Annotated in this window: 19 protein-coding genes; 9 read left to right on the top strand and 10 right to left on the bottom strand. The window is 63.9% G+C overall.

Translation table 11 applies throughout. From position 1 onward, the window contains the following. The first annotated feature begins 34 nt into the window (after window positions 1–34). The 5 genes from purS to grxD all read left to right on the top strand — a co-directional run bounded on the left by purS (window position 35) and on the right by grxD (window position 3,866). Window positions 35–277: a phosphoribosylformylglycinamidine synthase subunit PurS gene (purS, locus tag BN60_RS03915; RefSeq protein ID WP_043283614.1), complete on the top strand. Its 243-nt coding sequence runs from the start codon at window positions 35–37 to the stop codon at window positions 275–277. Beyond that, window positions 277–966 (top strand): phosphoribosylformylglycinamidine synthase subunit PurQ, encoded by a 690-nt coding sequence (gene purQ, locus BN60_RS03910; RefSeq protein WP_020694686.1) that lies wholly within the window; start codon window positions 277–279, stop codon window positions 964–966. Before purS ends, purQ begins: the two co-directional genes overlap by 1 nt. Beyond that, window positions 963–3,206 (top strand): phosphoribosylformylglycinamidine synthase subunit PurL, encoded by a 2,244-nt coding sequence (gene purL / locus BN60_RS03905; protein WP_020694685.1) that lies wholly within the window; start codon window positions 963–965, stop codon window positions 3,204–3,206. The genes purQ and purL overlap by 4 nt, the downstream gene beginning before the upstream one ends. A gap of 10 nt (window positions 3,207–3,216) precedes the next feature. Next, complete coding sequence (locus BN60_RS03900) at window positions 3,217–3,453, top strand: BolA family protein (RefSeq protein ID WP_020694684.1); 237 nt, start codon at window positions 3,217–3,219, stop codon at window positions 3,451–3,453. Between the two features lie 71 nt (window positions 3,454–3,524). Beyond that, window positions 3,525–3,866, top strand: coding sequence for a Grx4 family monothiol glutaredoxin (grxD, locus tag BN60_RS03895; protein WP_020694683.1), 342 nt, complete (start codon window positions 3,525–3,527; stop codon window positions 3,864–3,866). An 18-nt stretch (window positions 3,867–3,884) separates the two neighbouring features. On the opposite strand, the gene BN60_RS03890 is transcribed toward grxD, so the two are convergent. Beyond that, window positions 3,885–4,649: a DODA-type extradiol aromatic ring-opening family dioxygenase gene (locus tag BN60_RS03890; RefSeq protein ID WP_020694682.1), complete on the bottom strand. Its 765-nt coding sequence runs from the start codon at window positions 4,647–4,649 to the stop codon at window positions 3,885–3,887. A 73-nt stretch (window positions 4,650–4,722) separates the two neighbouring features. Between BN60_RS03890 and BN60_RS03885 the strand changes: the two genes are divergently transcribed. The 4 genes from BN60_RS03885 to BN60_RS03870 all read left to right on the top strand — a co-directional run bounded on the left by BN60_RS03885 (window position 4,723) and on the right by BN60_RS03870 (window position 9,234). Beyond that, window positions 4,723–6,306, top strand: a complete 1,584-nt coding sequence (locus tag BN60_RS03885; RefSeq protein ID WP_051150080.1) for an ABC transporter substrate-binding protein — start codon at window positions 4,723–4,725, stop codon at window positions 6,304–6,306. 147 nt (window positions 6,307–6,453) lie between these two features. Next, entirely contained in the window at window positions 6,454–8,028 is a 1,575-nt protein-coding gene (locus tag BN60_RS03880; RefSeq protein WP_020694680.1) for an ABC transporter substrate-binding protein, read from the top strand. A gap of 286 nt (window positions 8,029–8,314) precedes the next feature. Next, window positions 8,315–8,719, top strand: coding sequence for a winged helix-turn-helix transcriptional regulator (locus tag BN60_RS03875; protein ID WP_202949780.1), 405 nt, complete (start codon window positions 8,315–8,317; stop codon window positions 8,717–8,719). A gap of 23 nt (window positions 8,720–8,742) precedes the next feature. Continuing rightward, window positions 8,743–9,234, top strand: a complete 492-nt coding sequence (locus tag BN60_RS03870) for a hypothetical protein (protein ID WP_148283322.1) — start codon at window positions 8,743–8,745, stop codon at window positions 9,232–9,234. Window positions 9,235–9,237: 3 nt separating this feature from the next. Here BN60_RS03870 and BN60_RS03865 read toward each other — a convergent pair whose 3' ends face one another. The 9 genes from BN60_RS03865 to BN60_RS03825 form a co-directional block, all read right to left on the bottom strand. Further along, on the bottom strand, window positions 9,238–10,800 hold the full coding sequence (locus BN60_RS03865) for an ABC transporter substrate-binding protein (protein WP_020694677.1): 1,563 nt from the start codon (window positions 10,798–10,800) through the stop codon (window positions 9,238–9,240). A gap of 138 nt (window positions 10,801–10,938) precedes the next feature. Further along, window positions 10,939–11,979 carry an amidohydrolase family protein gene (locus BN60_RS03860; protein WP_020694676.1) on the bottom strand — a complete coding sequence of 347 codons (1,041 nt, stop codon included), beginning with the start codon at window positions 11,977–11,979 and terminating at the stop codon, window positions 10,939–10,941. 27 nt (window positions 11,980–12,006) lie between these two features. Then, window positions 12,007–12,426 (bottom strand): AtzH-like domain-containing protein, encoded by a 420-nt coding sequence (locus BN60_RS03855; RefSeq protein ID WP_020694675.1) that lies wholly within the window; start codon window positions 12,424–12,426, stop codon window positions 12,007–12,009. 8 nt (window positions 12,427–12,434) lie between these two features. Then, window positions 12,435–13,622 carry an amidase gene (locus tag BN60_RS03850; protein WP_020694674.1) on the bottom strand — a complete coding sequence of 396 codons (1,188 nt, stop codon included), beginning with the start codon at window positions 13,620–13,622 and terminating at the stop codon, window positions 12,435–12,437. A 31-nt stretch (window positions 13,623–13,653) separates the two neighbouring features. Next, window positions 13,654–16,776: an efflux RND transporter permease subunit gene (locus tag BN60_RS03845; protein WP_083855945.1), complete on the bottom strand. Its 3,123-nt coding sequence runs from the start codon at window positions 16,774–16,776 to the stop codon at window positions 13,654–13,656. A 25-nt stretch (window positions 16,777–16,801) separates the two neighbouring features. Next, the gene (locus tag BN60_RS03840; protein WP_083855944.1) at window positions 16,802–18,037 is read right to left on the bottom strand and encodes an efflux RND transporter periplasmic adaptor subunit; all 1,236 of its coding nucleotides are present in this window, start codon (window positions 18,035–18,037) and stop codon (window positions 16,802–16,804) included. A 149-nt stretch (window positions 18,038–18,186) separates the two neighbouring features. Beyond that, a complete protein-coding gene (gene rpsD, locus BN60_RS03835; RefSeq protein WP_020694671.1) occupies window positions 18,187–18,801 on the bottom strand; it encodes a 30S ribosomal protein S4 in 615 nt (204 codons plus the stop codon). Window positions 18,802–19,019: 218 nt separating this feature from the next. Continuing rightward, window positions 19,020–19,442: an OsmC family protein gene (locus tag BN60_RS03830; protein WP_020694670.1), complete on the bottom strand. Its 423-nt coding sequence runs from the start codon at window positions 19,440–19,442 to the stop codon at window positions 19,020–19,022. Window positions 19,443–19,444: 2 nt separating this feature from the next. Further along, window positions 19,445–20,209 (bottom strand): RNA methyltransferase, encoded by a 765-nt coding sequence (locus BN60_RS03825; RefSeq protein WP_020694669.1) that lies wholly within the window; start codon window positions 20,207–20,209, stop codon window positions 19,445–19,447.

Below are 20,209 nucleotides of genomic sequence, written 5' to 3'. Positions count from 1 at the left end.
CCCTGCCCCAGTAGCCCAGCCCCAGCGAGACGACATGAAAGCCAGAGTTCACGTGACCCTCAAGAACGGCGTGCTCGACCCTCAGGGCAAGGCCATCGGGCATTCCCTCAATCGCCTCGGCTTTCCCGAGGTGGGCGACGTCCGTCAGGGCAAGTTCATCGAGTTGGAATTGGCCGAGACCGACAAAGACAAGGCCAAGGCACGGCTCGACGAGATGTGCCGTAAGCTGCTGGCCAACACGGTGATCGAAAACTATTCGATCGAGCTGGTCGGCTGATGAAGTCCGCGGTCCTCGTCTTCCCCGGCTCCAATCGCGAAGGCGATGTGGCGCAGGCGATCGAACTGGTCACGGGCCGGCGGCCGGCGATGGTCTGGCACGGCGACGGCGACTTCGAGAAGGTCGACCTGATCGTGGTGCCGGGCGGCTTTTCCTATGGCGACTATTTGCGCTGTGGCGCCATGGCGGCCCAGTCGCCGGTGATGGCCGAGGTCAGGAAGCGCGCCGCCCAGGGCGTGCCGGTCCTGGGCATCTGCAATGGCTTCCAGATCGTGACAGAGGCAGGCCTGCTTCCGGGTACGCTGATGCGCAACTCGCATCTGAAGTTCGTCTGCTCCGATGTCCACCTCAAGGTCGAGACCAGCCAGAGCCTGTTCACCAATCGCTATCAGGCCGGCCAGGTGATCAAGGTCCCGGTGGCCCACGCCGAGGGCAACTATTTCGCCGACGCCGATACGCTGAAGCGCCTCGAGGATCGCGGACAGATCGCCTTCCGCTACTGCACGCCGGATGGCGTTATCGACGCTACGGGCAACCCCAACGGCTCGATCAACAACATCGCCGGCATCTTCAACGAGACCAAGACGGTACTGGGGCTGATGCCGCATCCGGAGAATGCCGTGGAGCCGATGTTCGGCGGGACCGACGGCAAAGGTTTGTTCGAGGGTATGGTCGAGGCGCTGTCGTGACGATTGCTCAAGAAAAGAACCCGCCGGTCAAGCTCCCCAACGAACCCGCGATCACTCCGCAGATCGTCGCCGAGCACGGGCTGGCGCCGGACGAATACGAGCGCCTGCTGAAGATCATGGGCCGGACGCCGACCATGGTGGAACTCGGCATCTTCTCGGCGATGTGGAGCGAGCACTGCTCCTACAAGTCCTCCAAGGTCTGGTTGAAGAAGCTGCCGACCAAGGCGCCCTGGGTGATCCAGGGGCCGGGCGAGAATGCCGGCGTCATCGACATCGGCGACGGCCAGGCCGCCATCTTCAAGATGGAAAGCCATAATCACCCCTCCTACATCGAACCCTACCAGGGCGCTGCGACGGGCGTGGGCGGCATTCTGCGCGACGTCTTCACCATGGGGGCGCGTCCGATTGCCAACTTGAACGCGCTGCGCTTCGGCGACCCCAACCACCCCAAGACGCGACATCTCGTGTCGGGCGTCGTGGCCGGCATCGGCGGCTACGGCAACTGCATGGGCATTCCGACGGTCGGCGGCGAGACGAATTTCCATCCCGCCTACAATGGCAACATCCTGGTCAACGCCATGACCGTGGGCGTCGCGCCGTCGGATCGCATCTTCTATGCGGCCGCCGCAGGCATCGGCAATCCGCTGGTCTATGTCGGCTCCAAGACCGGCCGCGACGGTATCCACGGCGCCACCATGTCCTCGACCGAATTCAACGAGGACAGCGAGAGCAAGCGGCCGACCGTCCAGGTCGGCGATCCGTTCGTCGAGAAGCTATTGCTGGAGGCCTGCCTCGAACTGATGGCGACCGATGCGATCGTCGCCATCCAGGACATGGGCGCGGCTGGCCTTACCTCCTCGTCGTTCGAGATGGCGGCCAAGGGCGGCCTCGGCGTCGTCGTCGAGCTCGACAAGGTGCCGATGCGCGAGACCGGCATGAATCCCTACGAGCTCATGCTTTCCGAAAGCCAGGAGCGCATGCTGATCGTGCTGAAGCCCGGCCGCGAAGAGCTGGCGCGCAAGATCTTCGAGAAGTGGGAACTCGACTTCGCCGTCATCGGCCATCTCACCGACACCGAGCGCATGGTCCTCTCCTGGCACGGCGACATCGTGGGCAACATCCCGATCCCGCCACTGGTCACCGAAGCGCCGATGTACGAGCGGCCCTGGACCCTGACGCCGCTACCCGCCGAACTGGACGCGGCCAAGGTGCCCGCGCCCAAGGACTGGAACGCTTCGCTTATCGCCCTGATGGGCTCGCCCGACCTCGCCAGCAAGGCGTGGATCTGGAAGCAGTACGACCATCTCATCATGGGCAACACCGCGATCCGACCGCAGGACGGCGACGCCGCCCTGGTGCGCGTGCCCGGTGGCGGTCACAAGGGCCTCGCCATGACGTCCGACTGCACGCCGCGCTACGTGCAGGCCCATCCCGAGACCGGCGGCCGTCAGGCCGTGGCCGAAGCGTGGCGCAACATTACGGCGACCGGCGCCAAGCCGCTCGCCGTCACCGACAACATGAACTTCGGTAACCCGCAGAAGCCCGAAATCATGGGCCAGTTTGCCGGCGCGATCATGGGCATGAGCGAGGCCTGCAAGGCCCTCGACTTCCCCGTCGTATCGGGCAACGTCTCACTCTACAACGAGACCGAAGGCCGTCCCATCCTGCCCACGCCGACCATTGGCGCAGTCGGCGTGATCGAGGATATCGCCACCTCCGTCGGCTCGCGGCTGGTGCAGTCGGGCCTGGCGCTTGTTCTCGTCGGCGAAACGAAGGGCTGGCTCGGCCAATCGATTTACCTGCGTGAACTGCATGGCCGCGAGGAGGGTGCGCCGCCACCCGTCGACCTTGCTGCCGAGCGCCACAACGGCGACTTCGTGCGCGGGGAAATCGTCGGCCGCCGGGCCGTGGCCTGCCATGACCTTTCCGACGGCGGCCTGCTGGTCTGCCTGGCCGAGATGTGCCTCTCTGGTGGGACCGGCGCCACGATCAAGCTGCCGAAGGGTGCCGCGGCGCCTCATGCCTACCTCTACGGCGAGGACCAGGCCCGCTACCTGATCGCGACCGACGATGGTGATGCTCTCGTCGCCGCAGCCACCAAGGCCGGTGTCCCCGCGGTCCTGCTCGGCTATTCGGGCGGCGCCAGCGTGGTCGTCGAAGGTCTGCTTGACCTGCCGCTCGACCACCTGCGGGCGGCCCATGAAGCCTGGCTCCCCAACTATATGAACAGCGCGGTCTGAGGAGACACCCATGCCCATGCACGCCGAGGATATCGTCCGCCTGATCCAGGAGGGCATCCCCGGAGCCGAGGTCGAGATCCAGGATCTCGCCGGCGATGGAGACCACTATGCCGCCACGGTTATTTCGTCGGCCTTTGCCGGCAAATCCAAGATTCAGCAGCACCAGATGGTCTATGGCGCGTTAGGAGGTCGCATGGGCGGCGTTCTGCATGCCCTGAAATTGACCACCATGGCGCAACGGCCCTGACCGCCCTATATTATCGCTAAATCCCGCACCCATCGTGTGGTGCGTCCCACGTCGTGCTTCAGGAGACCGACATGAGCGAACCTCAGGTGTTCGAACGTATCCGTGACGAGATCAGCAAGAACGACGTTCTGCTGTTCATGAAGGGCACGCCGGTCTTCCCACAATGCGGCTTCTCGGCGGCGGTGGTCGACGTGCTGAGCCAGCTCGGCGTCAAGTTCCACGGCGTCAACATCCTGGTCGACCCGGAACTGCGTCAGGGCGTCAAGGAATTCAGCCAGTGGCCGACGATCCCCCAGCTCTACGTGAAGGGCGAGTTCATCGGCGGCTGTGACATCGTCCGCGAGATGTTCGAGACGGGCGAGCTGGAAACGGTCCTGAAGGAAAAGGGCGTGGCGCTGGCCGCCGCGGCCTAGTTTTTCCTCGCCGCCGTCCTACGTGAACGCGTAGGACGCCATCGAGAGGTTTCCCAGAGTAAAGCTGCGATGGAGGGTGCGCCCCTGCGCGCCCTCGCCTGCCGCGCCGAAGGCGACATGCAGCGGCAGGAAATGCTCATCGGTCGGATGAGCTTCGCGGGCATACGGCGCCCGCGCTCGATAGTCGGCAAGTGCCGCCTCGTCCCCCTTCTCCACTGCCTCGGCCAACCAGTTGTCGAAAGCCTGCGCCCACGGCTCGGGCTCGGACGAACCACCGTCCCGCGTCAGCGCCCTGAGATTGTGGATGGCACTGCCGCTGCCCATCACCAGCACGCCCTCCTCGCGAAGCGGCGCCAGTTTTCGGCCAAGCGCAATGTGATGCGCCGGCGTCTGCCCCGGCTGCACCGAGAGTTGGAAGATCGGAATGTCAGCTTCGGGCCAGCCCAGCATGGCCGGCACCCACGCGCCATGGTCGAGGCCGCGATGGTGGTCGTGTGCCGCGCCTGTGAGTTTGGCCACCTTCTCGGCCAACGCCGGAGCGCCGGGCGCGTTGTAACGCAGGCGGTAGAGTTCTTCGGGAAAGCCGTAAAAATCGTGGATGGTGTCGGGCTTGCGTGCCAGCGACACCGCCGGCACGTCGGTGTCCCAGTGCGCCGAGACCGCCACGATCGCCTGCGGGCGCGGTACCTGCCGGCCGAGGTTGGCCAGAAACGCCCGTGCCGGGATGTCCTCCAGGATCAGCGTAGGTGCCCCGTGGGACACGAAGATCGTCGGCATCGACATCGCTTTATTCCTCATCCGGCTCGTGGCAGCCTGTATGCAAATCGGGGAAGCCGATTTCTGGGAGGGGTAAATTATGCATGTAACACGGAAACTGGGGCAGTTGGCCGTCGGCCTGGGCCTGGCCATGGGAGTATCGCTGGCGTCGCCCGCCATGTCGCAGACGACGCTCAAGATGGTCGCGCATTCCGACCTCAAGGTGCTGGACCCGATCTGGACCACCGCCTTCATCACGCGCAACCACGGCTACCTGGTCTACGACGTGTTGTTCGCCAAGGATGCCCAGCTGCGCATCCAGCCGCAGATGGTCGACAAATACGAAACCTCGGCCGACAAGCTCACCTGGACCTTCACCTTGCGCGACGGGCTCGAATGGCACGACGGCAAGCCGGTGACGGCCGAGGACTGCGTGGCCTCCATTCGTCGCTGGGCTGCCCGCGACGCGCTCGGCCAACAGATGATGGCGCGCGTCGGCGAGATGGCGCCGGTCGATGCCAAGACCTTCCGCATCGTGCTCAAGGAGCCCTTCGGCCTCATGCTCGACGCGCTGGGCAAGCCGTCGTCCAACGTTCCGTTCATGATGCCCAAGCGGGTGGCTGAAACCGATCCCGGCAAGCAGATCGACGACTACACAGGCTCCGGCCCATTCGTCTTCAAGAAGGAGGAATGGAAACCCGGCGAGAAGATCGTCTACGCCAAGAACACTAAGTACAAGCCGCGTCCCGAGCCGCCCTCCATGCTGGCCGGTGGCAAGGTCGCCAAGGTCGACCGCATCGAGTGGCTGGCGATCCCCGACCCGATGACGGCGGTCAATGCGCTGATCCAGGGTGAGATCGACATGATCGAAGTGCCGATCCCAGATCACTTCCCCGTCCTCAAGGCCGATAAGAACGTGGCCCTGTTCGGTTGGAACCAGCTCGGCAGCCAGATCATCATGCGGCTGAACCATCTCCACCCGCCTTTCAACAATGTGAAGGCACGCCAGGCTGCGATGCTCGCCATCGCCCAGGAAGATTTTCTGCGTGCCCAGGTCGGCGACGCCGAGATCTACAAGGTCTGCAACGCACCCCTGGTCTGCGGCTCTCCCTACGAGAAGAGCTACGGCGATCTGCTCATCAAGCCCAACCTGGAGAAGGCGCGCCAGCTCCTGAAGGAGAGCGGCTACGACGGCACGCCGATTGTCATGCTGCACCAGACCGACCTGCAGTCGTCGAACCAGCTCCCGCCGGTCGGCAAGCAGGCGCTGGAGAAGGCGGGCTTCAAGGTCGACCTCCAGGCGATGGACTGGCAGACCGTGGTCGCTCGCCGCGCCCGCAAGGAAGCGCCGGACAAGGGCGGCTGGAACGTCTTCTACACGACGACCGTCACGGTCGACGCCGACAACCCGGCCGGCAATTCCTTCACCAGCGGCGGCTGCGACAAGGCGTGGTTCGGCTGGCCCTGCGATCCCGAAATGGAAAAGCTCCGGACCGACTTCGTGAAGGAGAGCGATCCCGAGCGCCGCAAGGCGATCGCGCTTGCCGTCTCCGACCGGGTGATGGAACAGGCGGTCTACATTACGCTCGGCCAGTACAAGGCGTTCGGCGCCTATCGCAAGGATCGCGTCGAGGGCTGGCTTCCGGCTCCCGTGCCGATCCTCTGGAACATCAGCAAGAAGTAGCAACGTACACCGGACCGCGAGCCCTCGGGCTCGCGGTCCGCTCAGCGGCCCCGACGCGAGATTCGGCGGCATGGACATTGCTCCATGCCTCGGGCAGGTGATGCCTCGTCCGCCCAATCCGTTAGCCGAGGAGTCGAAAGAAGTATCATGCATGTAACGCGTAAACTGGCGCAGCTTGCTGCCTGCGTCGGGCTGTTGACGGCGGCGCCCGCCGCCATGGCGCAAACCACCCTGAAGATGGTTTCGCACTCCGATCTCAAGGTTCTCGACCCGGTCTGGACCAGCGCGCTGATCACGCGAAACCACGGCTACATGATCTACGACGTGCTGTTCGCCAAGGACGCGGACCTCAAAGTCCAGCCGCAGATGGCCGAAAAGTACGCAGTCTCGCCGGACAAGCTCATCTGGACGATCACGCTGCGCGACGGTCTGGAATGGCACGACGGCAAGCCGGTCACCGCCGAGGACTGTGTCGCCTCGCTGAAGCGCTGGATGGTGCGCGACTCCTTCGGCCAGCTTCTCGCGGCCGCGACGGGCGAACTCAAGGTTGTCGACGCCAAGACCTTCCAGATCGTGCTCAAGGAGCCGTTCGGCATGGTGCTTGACGCGCTGGCCAAGCCGTCGTCGCTGGTACCGTTCATGATGCCGAAGCGGGTCGCCGAGACCGATCCGTTCAAGCAGATCGACGACTACACAGGCTCCGGCCCCTTCGTCTTCAAGAAGGAGGAATGGAAGCCCGGCGAAAAGGTCGTCTACGTCAAGAACCCGAAGTACAAGCCGCGCCCCGAAGCGCCGTCGATGCTGGCCGGTGGCAAGGTGGCCAAGGTCGATCGCGTCGAATGGTTGGCCATTCCCGATCCCAGCACGGCAGCCAACGCGCTGATGACCGGTGAGATCGACCTCATCGAATCGCCGGTGCCGGACCTCTTCCCGATGCTGAAGTCCGAGAAGAACGTCACGCTCTATGGCTGGAACAAGCTCGGCAGCCAGATCATCATGCGCTTCAACCACCTGCACCCACCCTTCAACAATGTGAAGGCCCGGCAGGCTGCGATGCTCGCCATCGCCCAGGAGGACATGCTGCGCGCCCAGGTCGGCGACCCGGAAATCTACCAAGTCTGCAATGCGCCGTTCGTCTGCGGCACGGCCTACGGCAAGGAATATGGCGACCTGCTGATCAAGCCGAACCTCGAAAAGGCGCGGGCGCTCCTGAAGGAGAGCGGCTACGACGGCACCCCGGTGGCGTTGATGCAGCAGACCGACCTGCAATCCTCCAACCAGGTCCAGGCTGTCGCCAAGCAGCAGCTCGAAAAGGCCGGCTTCAAGGTCGACCTTCTGCCGATGGACTGGCAGACCGTGGTCTCGCGCCGCGCCCGCAAGGAGACGCCGGACAAGGGTGGCTGGAATATCTTCTTCACGACCAACATCACGCTAGACCTCGACAATCCTGGCACCAACTCCTTTGCCTCGGGTGCCTGCGAGAAAGCCTGGTTCGGCTGGCCGTGCGACGGCGAGCTGCAGAAGCTGCGTGCCGCCTTCATCAAGGAGACCGATCCGGCCAAGCGGAAGGAGCTGGGTTTTGCCATCTCCGACCGTGTGATGGACCAGGCGATTTATGCGCCGGTCGGCCAGTACAAGGCCTTCGGCGCTTACCGCAAGGACCGGCTCTCTGGCTGGCTCGAAGGTCCTGTGCCGGTGCTCTGGAACATCAGCAAGAAATGACCAAAAGGAAGGGCGCCCGGCGAGGGCGCCCTTCTTCTTTGTGATGCTGCCGGCCGCCGCGGCACACTGGGGGTGCTTCAAAGGCTACACGTCGCTCGCGGTCAGTCTTGCCCATCGCACCGATTGAAGCGCGACTTTCATAAAAATCAGCAATCCCTTGATTTATATAAAAAATCTAAATTTGTTTCGTCAATTAATCTGATTTCTCAGGGTGACTGGAAACATCAAGGAGGCAAACTATATCTTTACCATCAGGTACCAATTCGTAACCTTGGGAGCATTTTCGATGACCACTCCAGCCAGCCACCCGCCCGCTGCCAAGGCCAAGGAGAGCGTGACCTGTCCGATGGACTTCATTCTGCGCATGCTCATGGGGCCTTGGACGACATACATTCTTTACAATCTGCGCACGCACGGTCCGCAGCGCTTCGGTGAACTGAAGCGACGTGTCGCGGGTATTTCCGCGAAGATGCTAACCGAACGTCTGCGCACGCTCGAAGGCGCCTCGCTGGTGAAGCGCGACTACGAGGCGACGATCCCGCCGAAGGTCACTTATTCGTTGACCCAGCGTGGCCACGAACTCGACGACGTCATGGGACGCCTCGCCGAGATCGGCACGCGCTGGGAGGCCGAGGACGCCGCCAACCGCGCGCTGCGCGCCGCTGCCACGGAACTGAAGGCCGCCGAGTAATCTGCGATCCGGATCGTTCAGGAATGACGTCGATGACCTGCGACGTGCTGGTCATCGGCAATGGCCTGCTTGCGCTCATCGCGACGATGGCTGCCCAAGGCCGCCTCGTGCCCGGTCGGGAAATCCGCCATGTCGTGCGTCGCGGCCGATCGGTCTCCACCGTTATCCTCGACCGTGGCGAGATCGACGCCCGCTTTTTCGTCGACACTTGCGCGAGCCTCTCGCTTGCCGGCCCGCAGACCTTCGAGTCGGTCGCCGGCCGCGAGTATATCGACACGATCGCAGTCGCCGAGGGGCCGGACGGTCGATACGCCCTGCCTTATCGCGCGGCGCTGGCCGCCGGCATCGACAATGCGCTCGTCATCCCGAGCAGCCTGCCGTCCGCACTGGCGATCGCAGCCGCCCATGCTGTCGGCACCGCCGCCGCCCTGCTCGCCCGAACAGGGCAGCCGGCCGACCAACTCGACTCTGCAACCTTGCGCGAAAGGCTGAGGGCGGCCGGGGCACGTCTCTAGGTGCTATTTCTTGCCGATGCCCCAGAAGGTCGTGATCGGCGCCGGCACAGGCCGGGTGACGACATTGGCGCGAACGGCCTGCACGCCATACCATTCACCGAGGGGAACGTGCGTGACGACCTGCAGGGCGTGACGCTGAACCTCTTCGGCAACTGATTTCTTTTCGGCATCGGTCGTCGCCTTGACGAACTTGTCGCGCAGCTTCTCCAGCGCCTCGTCGCAGGGCCAGCCCGATCGCGCCTTGTCGCAGGTCGCGGCGAGAAACGGCGTCATCAGCGGGTCGAGGATGTCGAGCTGCACCCAGCTCGTCCCGAAGGCGTTCCAGCCGCCCTCCGATGGCGGTCCTTTCTTGGCGAGCCGCGCCACCATGCTCTGCCAGTCCATCGGCTGGACCTCGACTTTGAAGCCTGCCTTTTCGAGCTGTGCCTTGGCGACCGGGGCAATCTGCTTGATGACACCGAGGTCGGTCGGCTGCGGCATCACCACGACAGTGCCGTCATAACCCGCTTCCTTGAGAAGCTCACGCGCCTTGGCGGCGTTCCCTTCGATGAGCCCATCCATGCCGACCGTCGAAGCGAGCGGCGAGTCGCAGGTGAACATGGCCTTGCAGACGCGATAATAGCGCTTGTCCCCGATACCGGCTTGCAGGAACTCCTCCTGGTTCAGCGCATACGACGCGGCCTGACGGACCTTCTGATTGTTGAAAGGCGGCTGCAGCCAGTTCATGCGGAAGACGTACTGGTTCGACGCCCTGCCGCGGATGAGGCGGATGTTCTTGTCCTTCTCGAGGATGCCCAAATGGTCGTAGGAAACGCTCTCGATCATGTCGATCTCGCCGTTCAACAGCGCATTGAGCTGCGTTTCGGCGTCGGGGATCCAGACCCACTCGACACGGTCGACGTTCACGACCTTGCCGCCGGCGAGGCCCGACATCGGCTCGGACCGCGGCTTGTATTTCGGGTTCTTCACGTAGACCAGCTTCTCGCCGGGCTTCCATTCATCCTTCTTGAAGATGAAGGGGCCGGAGCCGATGTAGTCGTCGATCTGCTTGAAAGCGTCCACCTCCGCCATCTTCTTGGGCATCATGAACGGAACGACCACCGAGGGTTTTCCGAGCGCCTCGATCAGCGGCCCGAACTTCTCCTTGAGCACGATCTGGAAGGTCCTGGGATCGACGATCTTGTATTCCTGGAGCGACAGAGCGAGCTTCTGGCCCATCGCATCGCGCGCCGACCAGCGTTTCAGCGACGCGATGCAATCCTCCGACGTGACCGGCGTGCCGTCATGCCATTCGAGCCCATCGCGCAACTTGAAGGTCCAGGTGAGTCCATCGTCGCTGGTCGTCCAGCTGTCGACCATCTGCGGCTGGATCTTCAGATTCTCGTCGATCGCGAACAGCGTATCGTAGAGCATGTAGCCGTGGTTGCGCGTGATGTAGGCGCCGCTCCAAATCGGATCGAGCGCCTTCACGTCGGAATGCATCACGACCTTGAGGGTCTGCGCCGGCGCAGCAGAGGCGACGGCAAGCGTTGCTAGGGCTGCGAGGGAAACAACAAAGCGACGCATGTACGGCCTCCAACTATGGTGGCCAAAGTCTAGGGCGGCGCGATCTCTCGTGTCATCCGTAGTGAAGCAAGAAATCCTATCAATGCTGAACGGATTTCGCGTAGCGCCTCGCCGACACGATCCTTGCCATCCGATCCTCTATCCCAGCGCGAGCTTGTAGACGCGCGCCGCCGTCCCCGAAAACAAGGCCGTCTTTTCCGCAGTCGACGCGCCCGCGGCGAGCCGCTTGAACGCGTTCCACAGCACGCCGTAGCCCGAGGTGATCTTGTCGACCGGGAAATTGCTCTCGAACATGCAGCGGTCGGCGCCGAAGATTTCGACCGTCGTTTCGACCCAGGGTTTGAAGGCCTTGGCCAATTCCTCCGAGCCGGGCGGAACGGCCCGCTCATAGAAATCGAACCAGCCCATCGCCATGCCGAGCCCGCCCACCTTCACCGTGACGTTGGGACGGCGCGCCAGCTCGGTCATGGATTTCTTCCAGGTGGCGAAGACCTCGTCGTGGCGGCTGGCGTAGGAGGCATAGCCCAGCGGACCGCCGACATGGTCGAGGACGATCTGGGTATTGGGAAAGGCACTCGCGAGATCGGCGACTTCGCCGATCTGCGGATGATAGGTCCAGCTGTCGAAAGTCAGGCCGCGACGGTCGAGTTCGCGGAAGCCCTCGCGCCAGGTCGCATCGGCCATCAGCCCCGGTGTCGGGTTGGTGCGGGTCGCGCGAATGCCAGGATCCTTGTCGAGGCCGGTCTGGTAGCGGATGCCGCGAAAGCGGCCGTTGCCGGCGGCGATCTGGGCATCGAACACAGCGCCGGCCTTCGCGCCTAGCCGCAGATCGACATGGCTCACGATGCCGGCGCAGGCCCGCAGATTGCCATAGAGGCCGCTGGCACTCATGGCCGCGACTCCGTTGGCGAACTCGGTCTCCCCGAGGCAGCGCAGCTCCGCCGGTCCTTCCTTGCGGTACATCGAATGGCAGTCGACGAACACGGTGGCCACGATGTTGTGGCCAGTTTGCGTGTCGGCCAGCAGGTCGTGGAACATGTAGTCGTTGCCGGTACGCTGCCAGAGATGATGGTGCGGATCGACGATCGGCAGCGCAGGCTCCAGCGCTTCCTCCGTCACTTTGGCAATCCATTCAAGGTTGGGCGCAATGACATTGCCCAGCTTCGGTGATGCGCTCATGGGCGTCCTCTTCGTTTGTCTTGCGTCTTACAGAACGGGTTGCTCGCTGATCATCGAAACGTGCGCCGACACCACTTTCCAGCCGGCATCCGGAAAACGTACCCAGGTCTGGCTCTGCCGTCCGGTCATCTCCTTGCCGCGGACCTTGTAGACAAGGTTCACGGTGGCGATGTCGCGTCCCAAGGTCAGGATATCGACGCGATAGCGCTTCTCCTTGGTGCCGGGCCCCGGCGGCCGCGCCAGCCGGTGGGCATGGATGCGGTCGAAGCCATAACCATGCTCGTTGTTGGCAAGACGGATCGTGTACGGGCTGTTCCAGAAAGTCGCGTCGAGCACGTCGACGTTCTTGTCGATCAGCGCCTGCTCGTAGCGTTCGAACAGCGCACTCACTTCGGCAACGACATCGGGAAGATTGGGCGTCAGATCTTTTGCAGATTCGGCGTTCACTTGGTCTCTCACTGGGCTCCCTCGAGAGCGCGCGCTACCGCCACCAGGCTGGCATCGCTGCCCCTTGCGCCGATGATGGACAGACCGACCGGGAGGCCGTCAACCGTCGCACCCGGAAGGCTGACCTGCGGATGGCCGGCAAGTCCGCCCTGCGCACAGAGACATGTGATGCGATCGCGTAGCGGCTCGAGCACGGAGAGCGGCTGCCCGGTGAGTGGCGCAGGGAACGGCGTCGTCGGGAGACAAAGGATGGTACCGGCCGGCAACAGATACTTCATCCGCGCCCGCGCTTCCTGGCGCATCAGGTTCGCCCAGGCGCGATCCGCTTCGGAGATCATCGAGCCCATCACCAGCGCCCGCGCGACCGAGAAGGCGAAACGCGGATTGCGCTCGTCGAGCCAGCCCTTGAACGTGTTGTAGGCTTCCGCGGGCTGCAGCGTCCGCTGAGTACGCGCCCACACCGAAAGGCCCTGCGGCGCCATCATCTCCTCGCGGCTCGATCCCACGAGGCCGGCAAGCCGCTTCACCATCGGCTGCAGCGCCTCCGCCACATTGGCGTCGGCGAAGCCGAAGGTGTCAACGGCGACGATCAGCTTATTTGGCAGCTTGTCCGGCCGCGCTGCCGGGATGGCCTCTCCCAGCATGACCGACGACACCTTTGCGAAAGTCTCGGCATCGCGGGCAAACCAGCCGGTCGTGTCGGAAGTCGGTGCCTGGGGCAGCATGCCGGTCACGTCGATACGCCCGTGCGTGGGGCGAATGCCGTAGAGGCCGCAGAAACTCGACGGCACGCGCACCGAGCCGCCGGTGTCCGTGCCCAGGGCCGTATCGCAGATCCCTGCAGCGACGGCCGCAGCCGAGCCGGACGACGAACCACCGGGCACGCGGCCGGGCGCCCTCACGTTGCGCGGCGTCCCGTCGAAGGCATTCTCGCCCAGGATACCCAGCGACACTTCGTCGGTGATCGTCTTGCCGATCAGGCTGGCGCCGGCATCGAGCAGGGTCTGCACGGCCCAGGCATTTCGTGTCGGCACAGGACGGCCGGTCGGCCAGTCGTGATTGCCGCCGCCAGTGGGTACCCCCGCCACGTCGAACAGATCCTTGGCCGCAAAGGTCAGGCCCGACAAGGTGCCGTCGGGACAACCGTCTATGCGCGCACGAGCGCCCGGCACGAAGGCGCCGATATCGTCTTTCATGGAACGCTACTCACCTTGTGGGAAGGAACGACTACTCGGCCGGCGTAGCGGGAACGCGCCCCTTGGTGCGCCAACGCTTGGCCCAGCCGGGGCTGAACCTCATGCCGGTCAACTTGTCGAACCACATGTAGACGACAGGCGTGATGAACAGCGTGAGGAGCTGCGACACCAGCAGACCGCCCACGACGGTGACACCGAGTGGCTGACGCAGCTCGGCGCCGGCGCCGTGGCCCAACGCGATGGGCAACGCGCCCAACAGAGCGCAGGTCGTGGTCATCATGATCGGCCGGAAGCGCAGCAGAGCCGCTTCCACGATCGCCTGCTCCGCCGTTGCGCCCTGCCCTCGCCGTTCGATCGCGAAGTCGACCATCATGATGGCGTTCTTCTTAACGATGCCGATCAGCATGACGACGCCGATCAGGGCGATGACGCTCAGATCCATGCCGAACAGCATCAGGGTGATCAGCGCACCGATGCCCGCCGACGGCAGGCCCGACAGGATGGTGAGCGGATGGATGAAGCTCTCGTAGAGGATACCCAGGATGATGTAGATCACCAGCACCGCCGCAAATAGCAGCAGACCCTGGTTGGCGACGGCCTGCTCGAAGACCTGGGCGCTGCCCTCGAAACTGGTGGCGATATTGCTCGGTAGCCCTATCTCCGCCGCCGCGGCGCGGATGTCGGCGGTCGCCTGGCCGAGCGCGACGCCCGGCTGCAGGTTGAACGAGATGATGACCGACGGCAGCTGCGCAATGTGGTTCACCGTAAGCGATGTCGGCTTGTCGACACGCTTGGCGACGGTGTCGAGCGGCACCAGGGCGCCGCTCGGTGTCCTGATCTGCAGGCGCCGCAGCACCTCGTTGATATCGGCGTACTTGGGATCGGCTTCCAGGATCACCTGATACGTATCGTCCGGTGCATAGATCGTCGAGACCTGGCGGGTACCGAACGCCGAATAGAGCAACTGACGGATCTGGTCGACGGAGAGACCCAGGCGCGACGCGGTATCGCGATCGACGTCGATAAGGGCCGAGCGCGCCCGCACCTGCAGATCCGAGTTCACGTCCATGATCGACGGAATCTTCTTCATCCGCTCTTCCATCCGCGGCGCGTATTCGCGCAGCGCTGCGAGGTCGCTGGAGCGCATGCCGAACTGATACTGGGCGCGGGTCTGGGTCGTGCCGATATTGATCGACTGAATCGGCTGGAAGTAGATGTTGATGCCGGGCACCGTCGCCGTCGCACGACGGAACCGGGCAATGACCTGCTGGATCGTGTCCTTGCGCTCGCCCTTGTCGCGCAGGGTGATGAACATGCGGCCCGAGTTGATCGTGTTGGCCGCGTTGCCACCGCCCACCGTCGAAACGACCGACACGACGTCGGGATCGCGCTTCAGGATCTCCGCCAGCACCGACTGCCGGGCCACCATGGCGTCAAACGACGCATCGTCGGGCCCAACCGTCGACGCCGAAATCTGGCCGATATCCTCGGTCGGAAAGAAGCCCTTGGGAATAGCCTGGAAGAGTATTGCCGTCAGGACGAAGGTGCCGAGCGTGATCGCCAACACTAGGCGCGGCATGCCCACCGTGCGCCGCAGCGCCCAGCCGTAGCCCTCCGTCATCCTGGTGAAGCTCCACTCGAAGGCACGTAGCAGGAAGTTGTGCTTCTCGTGGTGGTCGATCGGCTTCAGCATCCGCGAACAGAGCATCGGCGTCAGGGTGAGCGACACGATGCCCGAGATCAGGATGGCGAAGCTGATGACCAGGCCGAACTCGTTGAACATACGGCCGACGACGCCGCCCATGAAGAGGACGGGGATGAACACCGCAACCAGCGAGAGCGTCATGGAGATGATCGTAAAGCCGACCTCTTTCGAGCCCTTGAACGCCGCCTCCATCGGCTTCTCGCCGGCCTCGATATGGCGAACGATGTTCTCCAGCATGACGATGGCATCGTCGACGACGAAGCCTACCGCCAAAGTCAGCGCCAGCAACGATATGTTGTCGATCGAGTGGCCGCAGACATACATGCCCGCAAAGGTGCCGACGACCGAGATCGGCAGCGCGATTGCCGGAATGATCGTGGCGCGGAAGCTGCGCAGGAAGAAATAGATCGCCACGATCACCAGGATGCCGGCGAGCACGAGGGTGAATTCGACGTCCTCGACAGCCTCGCGAATCGACTTGGCGCGGTCGTTCAGCAGCGAGATTTCGACACCGGGCGGCAGCTCGGCCTGAATCTGCGGCAGGATCGCCCTCACCCGGTCGACCACCTCGACAGTATTGGCGTCGGGCTGCCGATAGACGCCGAGCACGATCGCGCGAGTCCCGTTGACCCAGCTCGCCACCTTGTCGTTCTCCACGCCGTCGATCGCCGTGGCGACGTCGGAGATGCGCACCGGCGCACCGTTCTGCCAGGTCACGATCACCGGCATATAGTCGGCGGCCTTGTTGATCGGGCCAGTCGCTTCGAGAATCGCATTCTGCCTGCGGTCGGCGACCGATCCGACCGGCTTGCTCGAATTGGCCGCAACGATCGCGTTCTGCAATTCCTGCAGGGTGAGGCCGCGCACGGCGAGCTGATCGAGGTCGGCACGCACGCGTACGGCATATTTCTGCGTGCCGAAGATCAGCACCTGGGCGACACCGGGCAAGGTCGAGATGCGCGGCAGGATCGCGCGATTGGCGAAGGCGTCGATATCCGACAACCGCGCCTGCGAAGACCGCAAAGCGAGGAACATGACGGCCCAGTCCGCGGGATTGACCTTGCGGAAGCTGGGCGGCGTCGTGAGTTCGGGCGGCAGGCGGCGCATCGCCGACGAAATCGCCGACTGCACGTCGAGGGCGGCACCGTCAATCGACCGATTGAGGTCGAACTGCAGGACAATCGACGTGTTGCCGAGCGACGACGTCGAGGTCATCGCCGTGACGCCGGCAATGGTCGAGAACTGACGTTCGAGAATCGAGGCGACCGAGGCCGCCATCGTTTCGGGGCTGGCACCGGGAAGCTGGGCCGTGACCTGGATGGTCGGGAAGTCGACCCGCGGGACGGCGGCGACAGGTAGCTGCTTGAAGGCGAAGCCACCTGCGAGGAGGAAGGTCGCCATCAGCAGGATGGTCATGACCGGACGACGGATACAAAGCGCTGACAACATCTCCGGCCCTCGACCTCTCCGGCGTCTAGCCCCGCGGTGGTGCCGCGGCCGTCGCCGGATCGCTGGCACCCGGCTTGATGCTCACATTGGCGCCGTTGACGAGGCGAAGCTGGCCGTCGGTGACGACAGATTCGCCCCCTTCGATGCCCTTGCCGATCACCGATTCGCCATTCTGGGTGCGCTTGACGACAACGTTGCGCAGTTCGGCGACGCCATCCTTCACGACGTAGAGGAACGGTCCCTGTGGGCCGAGCTGGACGGCGGCGGCCGGCACTGACATGGCGTCGGCCTCGACGCCGAGCGTGATCTCGACCTTCACGAACTGGCCCGGCCACAGAAGCTCGTTGGTGTTGTCGATGCGCGCCTTCGCCGTCACCGTGCCGGTATTGGGATCGACATTGTTCTCGATGAAGGCCATCACGCCCGACCGCTTCTTCTGATCGTCGACGATTGCGGTAACCTTGACCGGACCGTTGGCCATTGCCGCGCGCAGGTCCGGCAGGATGACCTGCGGAATGGCAAAGCTCACGTAGATCGGGTCGATCTGGTTGATGGTGGCAAGCGTGCTGGTCGCCGTATTGTCGCCGATGCGCACGACCGCGCCGGCCTTGTTGGCGATCGAGCCGATACGGCCGGACACGGGCGCGCGAATCTCGGTGTAGGAGAGAAGCGTCTGCACGCTCGCCTTGGAGGCCTGGTCGGCCTCGAGCTGAGCTTCGGCCGTCTTCAGCGCCGTGCCGGCATTGTCGCGCTGGACCTGCGTGCCGGCATTCTTGGCGAACAGTTCTTCATAGCGCTGCAGGTCGCGCTTGGCCTGCTCCACCTGCGTCTGGTCCTTGCGGATCTGCGCCTCGATCTGCGCAAGCTGGGCGCGGAGCGTGCGGCCATCGAGTTCGAAGAGGATATCGCCTTCCTTCACGAAGGCGCCCTCCTCGACATTGACCTTCATGATCTGGCTGTCCATCCGCGGCTTGATTTGCACCGATGCAATCGATTGCACGGTACCGACGGCGTCGACCACGATGGGCATCGGCTTCTTGGACACGGTCGTAATGACGACCGGAACGGCGCCGGCCGGGTTGGCACGCCCGCGCCTGCCCTGCGGCTGCGCCTGGGCAGCCGGGCTCGCCTGGGCTTGCTCGGCCGCCTTGGCCGTCGTGCCCATACCCAATTGCTGGGCAATCTCGCCTCGATAGATGTAGGCAGCCCCGCAGATCGCAATCGCGGCCGTCGCGATGACTGCCATACGGCCAATTGGCATTTCCTTGCTCTCCAGACCCCAAACCCCGTTGGATTATAGAGGCAGCAAACCTTGCCGGACAGGTGGAAGCAGTAATTCTTGGCGACCCCAATGCAAAAAACCCGCCACAAGCGGGCGGGTTTTTCGTCGAAAATGCGGCCAAGTACCGATCAGCGGCTGTAGTACTCGACGACCAGCGAGGGCTCCATCTGGACCGGATAGGGGACGTCGGCGAGCTTCGGCCCGCGCACGTAAGTGCCCTTCATGTCCTTATGATCGACGGAAACGTACTCCGGCACGTCGCGCTCGGCCGTCTGGGTGGCTTCGAGGACCCGAGCCATTTCCTTGGCCTTGGACGTCAGTTCGATGACGTCGTTGTCCTTCACCAGGTAGGAAGCGATGTTGACCCGGCGACCGTTCACTTTGACGTGACCATGGCTCACCAGCTGGCGGCTGGCGAACACAGTGATGGCGAACTTCATGCGGTAAACGACCGCGTCCAGCCGGCGCTCCAGGATCTCCACCAGGTTCTCGCCGGTGTCGCCCTTGCGGCGCACGGCCTCGAGATAGTAGCGGCGGAGCTGGCGCTCGGAGACCGAGCCGTAGTAGCCCTTGAGGCGCTGCTTGGCCATGAGCTGCAGACGATAGTCCGTCGGCTTCTGGCGACCCTGACCGTGCTGGCCGGGACCGTATTCGCGCTTATTGATCGGGCTCTTCGGACGACCCCACAGGTTGACCCTGAGGCGGCGGTCAATTTTGTACTTCGAATTCTCGCGCTTGCTCACGCGACACTCCTGTTGTTGCGCACCATATGCGGCGCCGTTTGTCCGGATAGGCCTGGATCCAACATGGGTTGGGGCGGGATGCCGACCGGAAGGCCTGCAACCACGTTCTCCGGAGAAGCGCGGAACATACTGGCGAAACCCGCCCAGTCAAGCGCGCGTTCCCACTGGAAAATCAATCACTTACAGACCATTCGCCCGCTCCCCGGGGCCCGAATCACCTAGATTTCGACCAGGACGATCTCGTGGGTGACGTCGGCCGACTTCTTCACCATCGCCGTCGCCGAGCAGTATTTCTCGTCCGACAGGCTCACGGCGCGCTCGATCAACGCCTTGTTCAGCTTCCGACCGCGCACCGTGTAGACGAGCTTCACCGAGGTGAAGACCTTGGGGTGATCGTCGGCGCGCTCGGCGACCAGCGCGACTTCGACCCCTTCGATGTCCTGGCGCTGCTTCTTCAGCATCGAGACCACGTCGATCGCCGTGCAACCACCCATGCCCATCAGCAGCACCTCCATGGGCCGCGAGGCGAGGTTGCGGCCGCCGACATCGGGAGCGCCATCCATGGTGAGGGTATGGCCGCTGCCGCCCTCGGCCACGAACAGGGCACCGTCGACCCAGGAGATCTTGGCGGTCGTGGACATGGCTACTCCTCGTGCTTGCTCTTCGACAGGAACTTGATGACGCCGTGGAAGGTGCGGACTTCCTGCTCGGTCATGGTCGCGCGCTGCAGCAGCGCCCGCAGATTGTTGACCATCGCCGGCCGCATCGCCTCGTGGCGCAGAAAGCCCGACTGATCCAGCGCCCGCTCGAGATGTGCGAACAGATTGGCCAACTCTTCCTTGTCGGCCGGCCGCGCCGAATGGTCGGACATGCGCTGGGCCGGCGTATCGTCGGTCCAGGCCGTCCATTCGTAGGCAATCAGCAGAACCGCCTGCGCCATGTTGAGGGACGAAAATTGCGGATTGAGCGGGATCGAAAGCGCCGTGTCGGCATGCACCATGTCGTCGTTGGTAAGGCCGGTACGCTCCGGCCCAAACAGGATGCCGACCCGCTCGCCCTGCCCGATCCAGCCGTGCATTTCGCCGGCCGCCTGACGTGGCGTCAGGATACGCTGGCTGAGTTCCCTGTTGCGCGCCGTGGTCGCGATCACGCGGCCGAGGTCGGCGACCGCATCTGCCACCGTGTCGAAGACTTCCGCCTTTTCGAGCACGATGTCGGCGCCGGACGCGGCGCGCTGCGCCTTGTCGTTCGGCCAGCCGTCGCGCGGCGCCACCAGCCGCAAGGTCGACAGCCCGCAGTTCAGCATGGCCCGTGCAGCCATGCCGATGTTCTCGCCGAGTTGCGGGCGGACCAGGATCACTGCCGGCGTCACGGCGGCGATGGCGCGGCCCTTCGATGCGCGTCCCAT

The sequence above is a fragment of the Reyranella massiliensis 521 genome, assembly GCF_000312425.1.
Taxonomy (GTDB): domain Bacteria; phylum Pseudomonadota; class Alphaproteobacteria; order Reyranellales; family Reyranellaceae; genus Reyranella; species Reyranella massiliensis.
This window is presented reverse-complemented; position numbering and strand designations above follow the sequence as displayed.

Coding starts and splice junctions, on each gene's coding strand:
- purS (WP_043283614.1), top strand. CDS start 35: ATGAAAGCCAGAGTTCACGTGACCCTCAAGAACGGCGTGCTCGACCCT.
- purQ (WP_020694686.1), top strand. CDS start 277: ATGAAGTCCGCGGTCCTCGTCTTCCCCGGCTCCAATCGCGAAGGCGAT.
- BN60_RS03900 (WP_020694684.1), top strand. CDS start 3,217: ATGCCCATGCACGCCGAGGATATCGTCCGCCTGATCCAGGAGGGCATC.
- grxD (WP_020694683.1), top strand. CDS start 3,525: ATGAGCGAACCTCAGGTGTTCGAACGTATCCGTGACGAGATCAGCAAG.
- BN60_RS03890 (WP_020694682.1), bottom strand. CDS start 4,649: ATGTCGATGCCGACGATCTTCGTGTCCCACGGGGCACCTACGCTGATC.
- BN60_RS03885 (WP_051150080.1), top strand. CDS start 4,723: ATGCATGTAACACGGAAACTGGGGCAGTTGGCCGTCGGCCTGGGCCTG.
- BN60_RS03880 (WP_020694680.1), top strand. CDS start 6,454: ATGCATGTAACGCGTAAACTGGCGCAGCTTGCTGCCTGCGTCGGGCTG.
- BN60_RS03875 (WP_202949780.1), top strand. CDS start 8,315: ATGACCACTCCAGCCAGCCACCCGCCCGCTGCCAAGGCCAAGGAGAGC.
- BN60_RS03870 (WP_148283322.1), top strand. CDS start 8,743: ATGACGTCGATGACCTGCGACGTGCTGGTCATCGGCAATGGCCTGCTT.
- BN60_RS03865 (WP_020694677.1), bottom strand. CDS start 10,800: ATGCGTCGCTTTGTTGTTTCCCTCGCAGCCCTAGCAACGCTTGCCGTC.
- BN60_RS03860 (WP_020694676.1), bottom strand. CDS start 11,979: ATGAGCGCATCACCGAAGCTGGGCAATGTCATTGCGCCCAACCTTGAA.
- BN60_RS03850 (WP_020694674.1), bottom strand. CDS start 13,622: ATGAAAGACGATATCGGCGCCTTCGTGCCGGGCGCTCGTGCGCGCATA.
- BN60_RS03845 (WP_083855945.1), bottom strand. CDS start 16,776: ATGTTGTCAGCGCTTTGTATCCGTCGTCCGGTCATGACCATCCTGCTG.
- BN60_RS03840 (WP_083855944.1), bottom strand. CDS start 18,037: ATGCCAATTGGCCGTATGGCAGTCATCGCGACGGCCGCGATTGCGATC.
- BN60_RS03830 (WP_020694670.1), bottom strand. CDS start 19,442: ATGTCCACGACCGCCAAGATCTCCTGGGTCGACGGTGCCCTGTTCGTG.
- BN60_RS03825 (WP_020694669.1), bottom strand. CDS start 20,209: ATGGGACGCGCATCGAAGGGCCGCGCCATCGCCGCCGTGACGCCGGCA.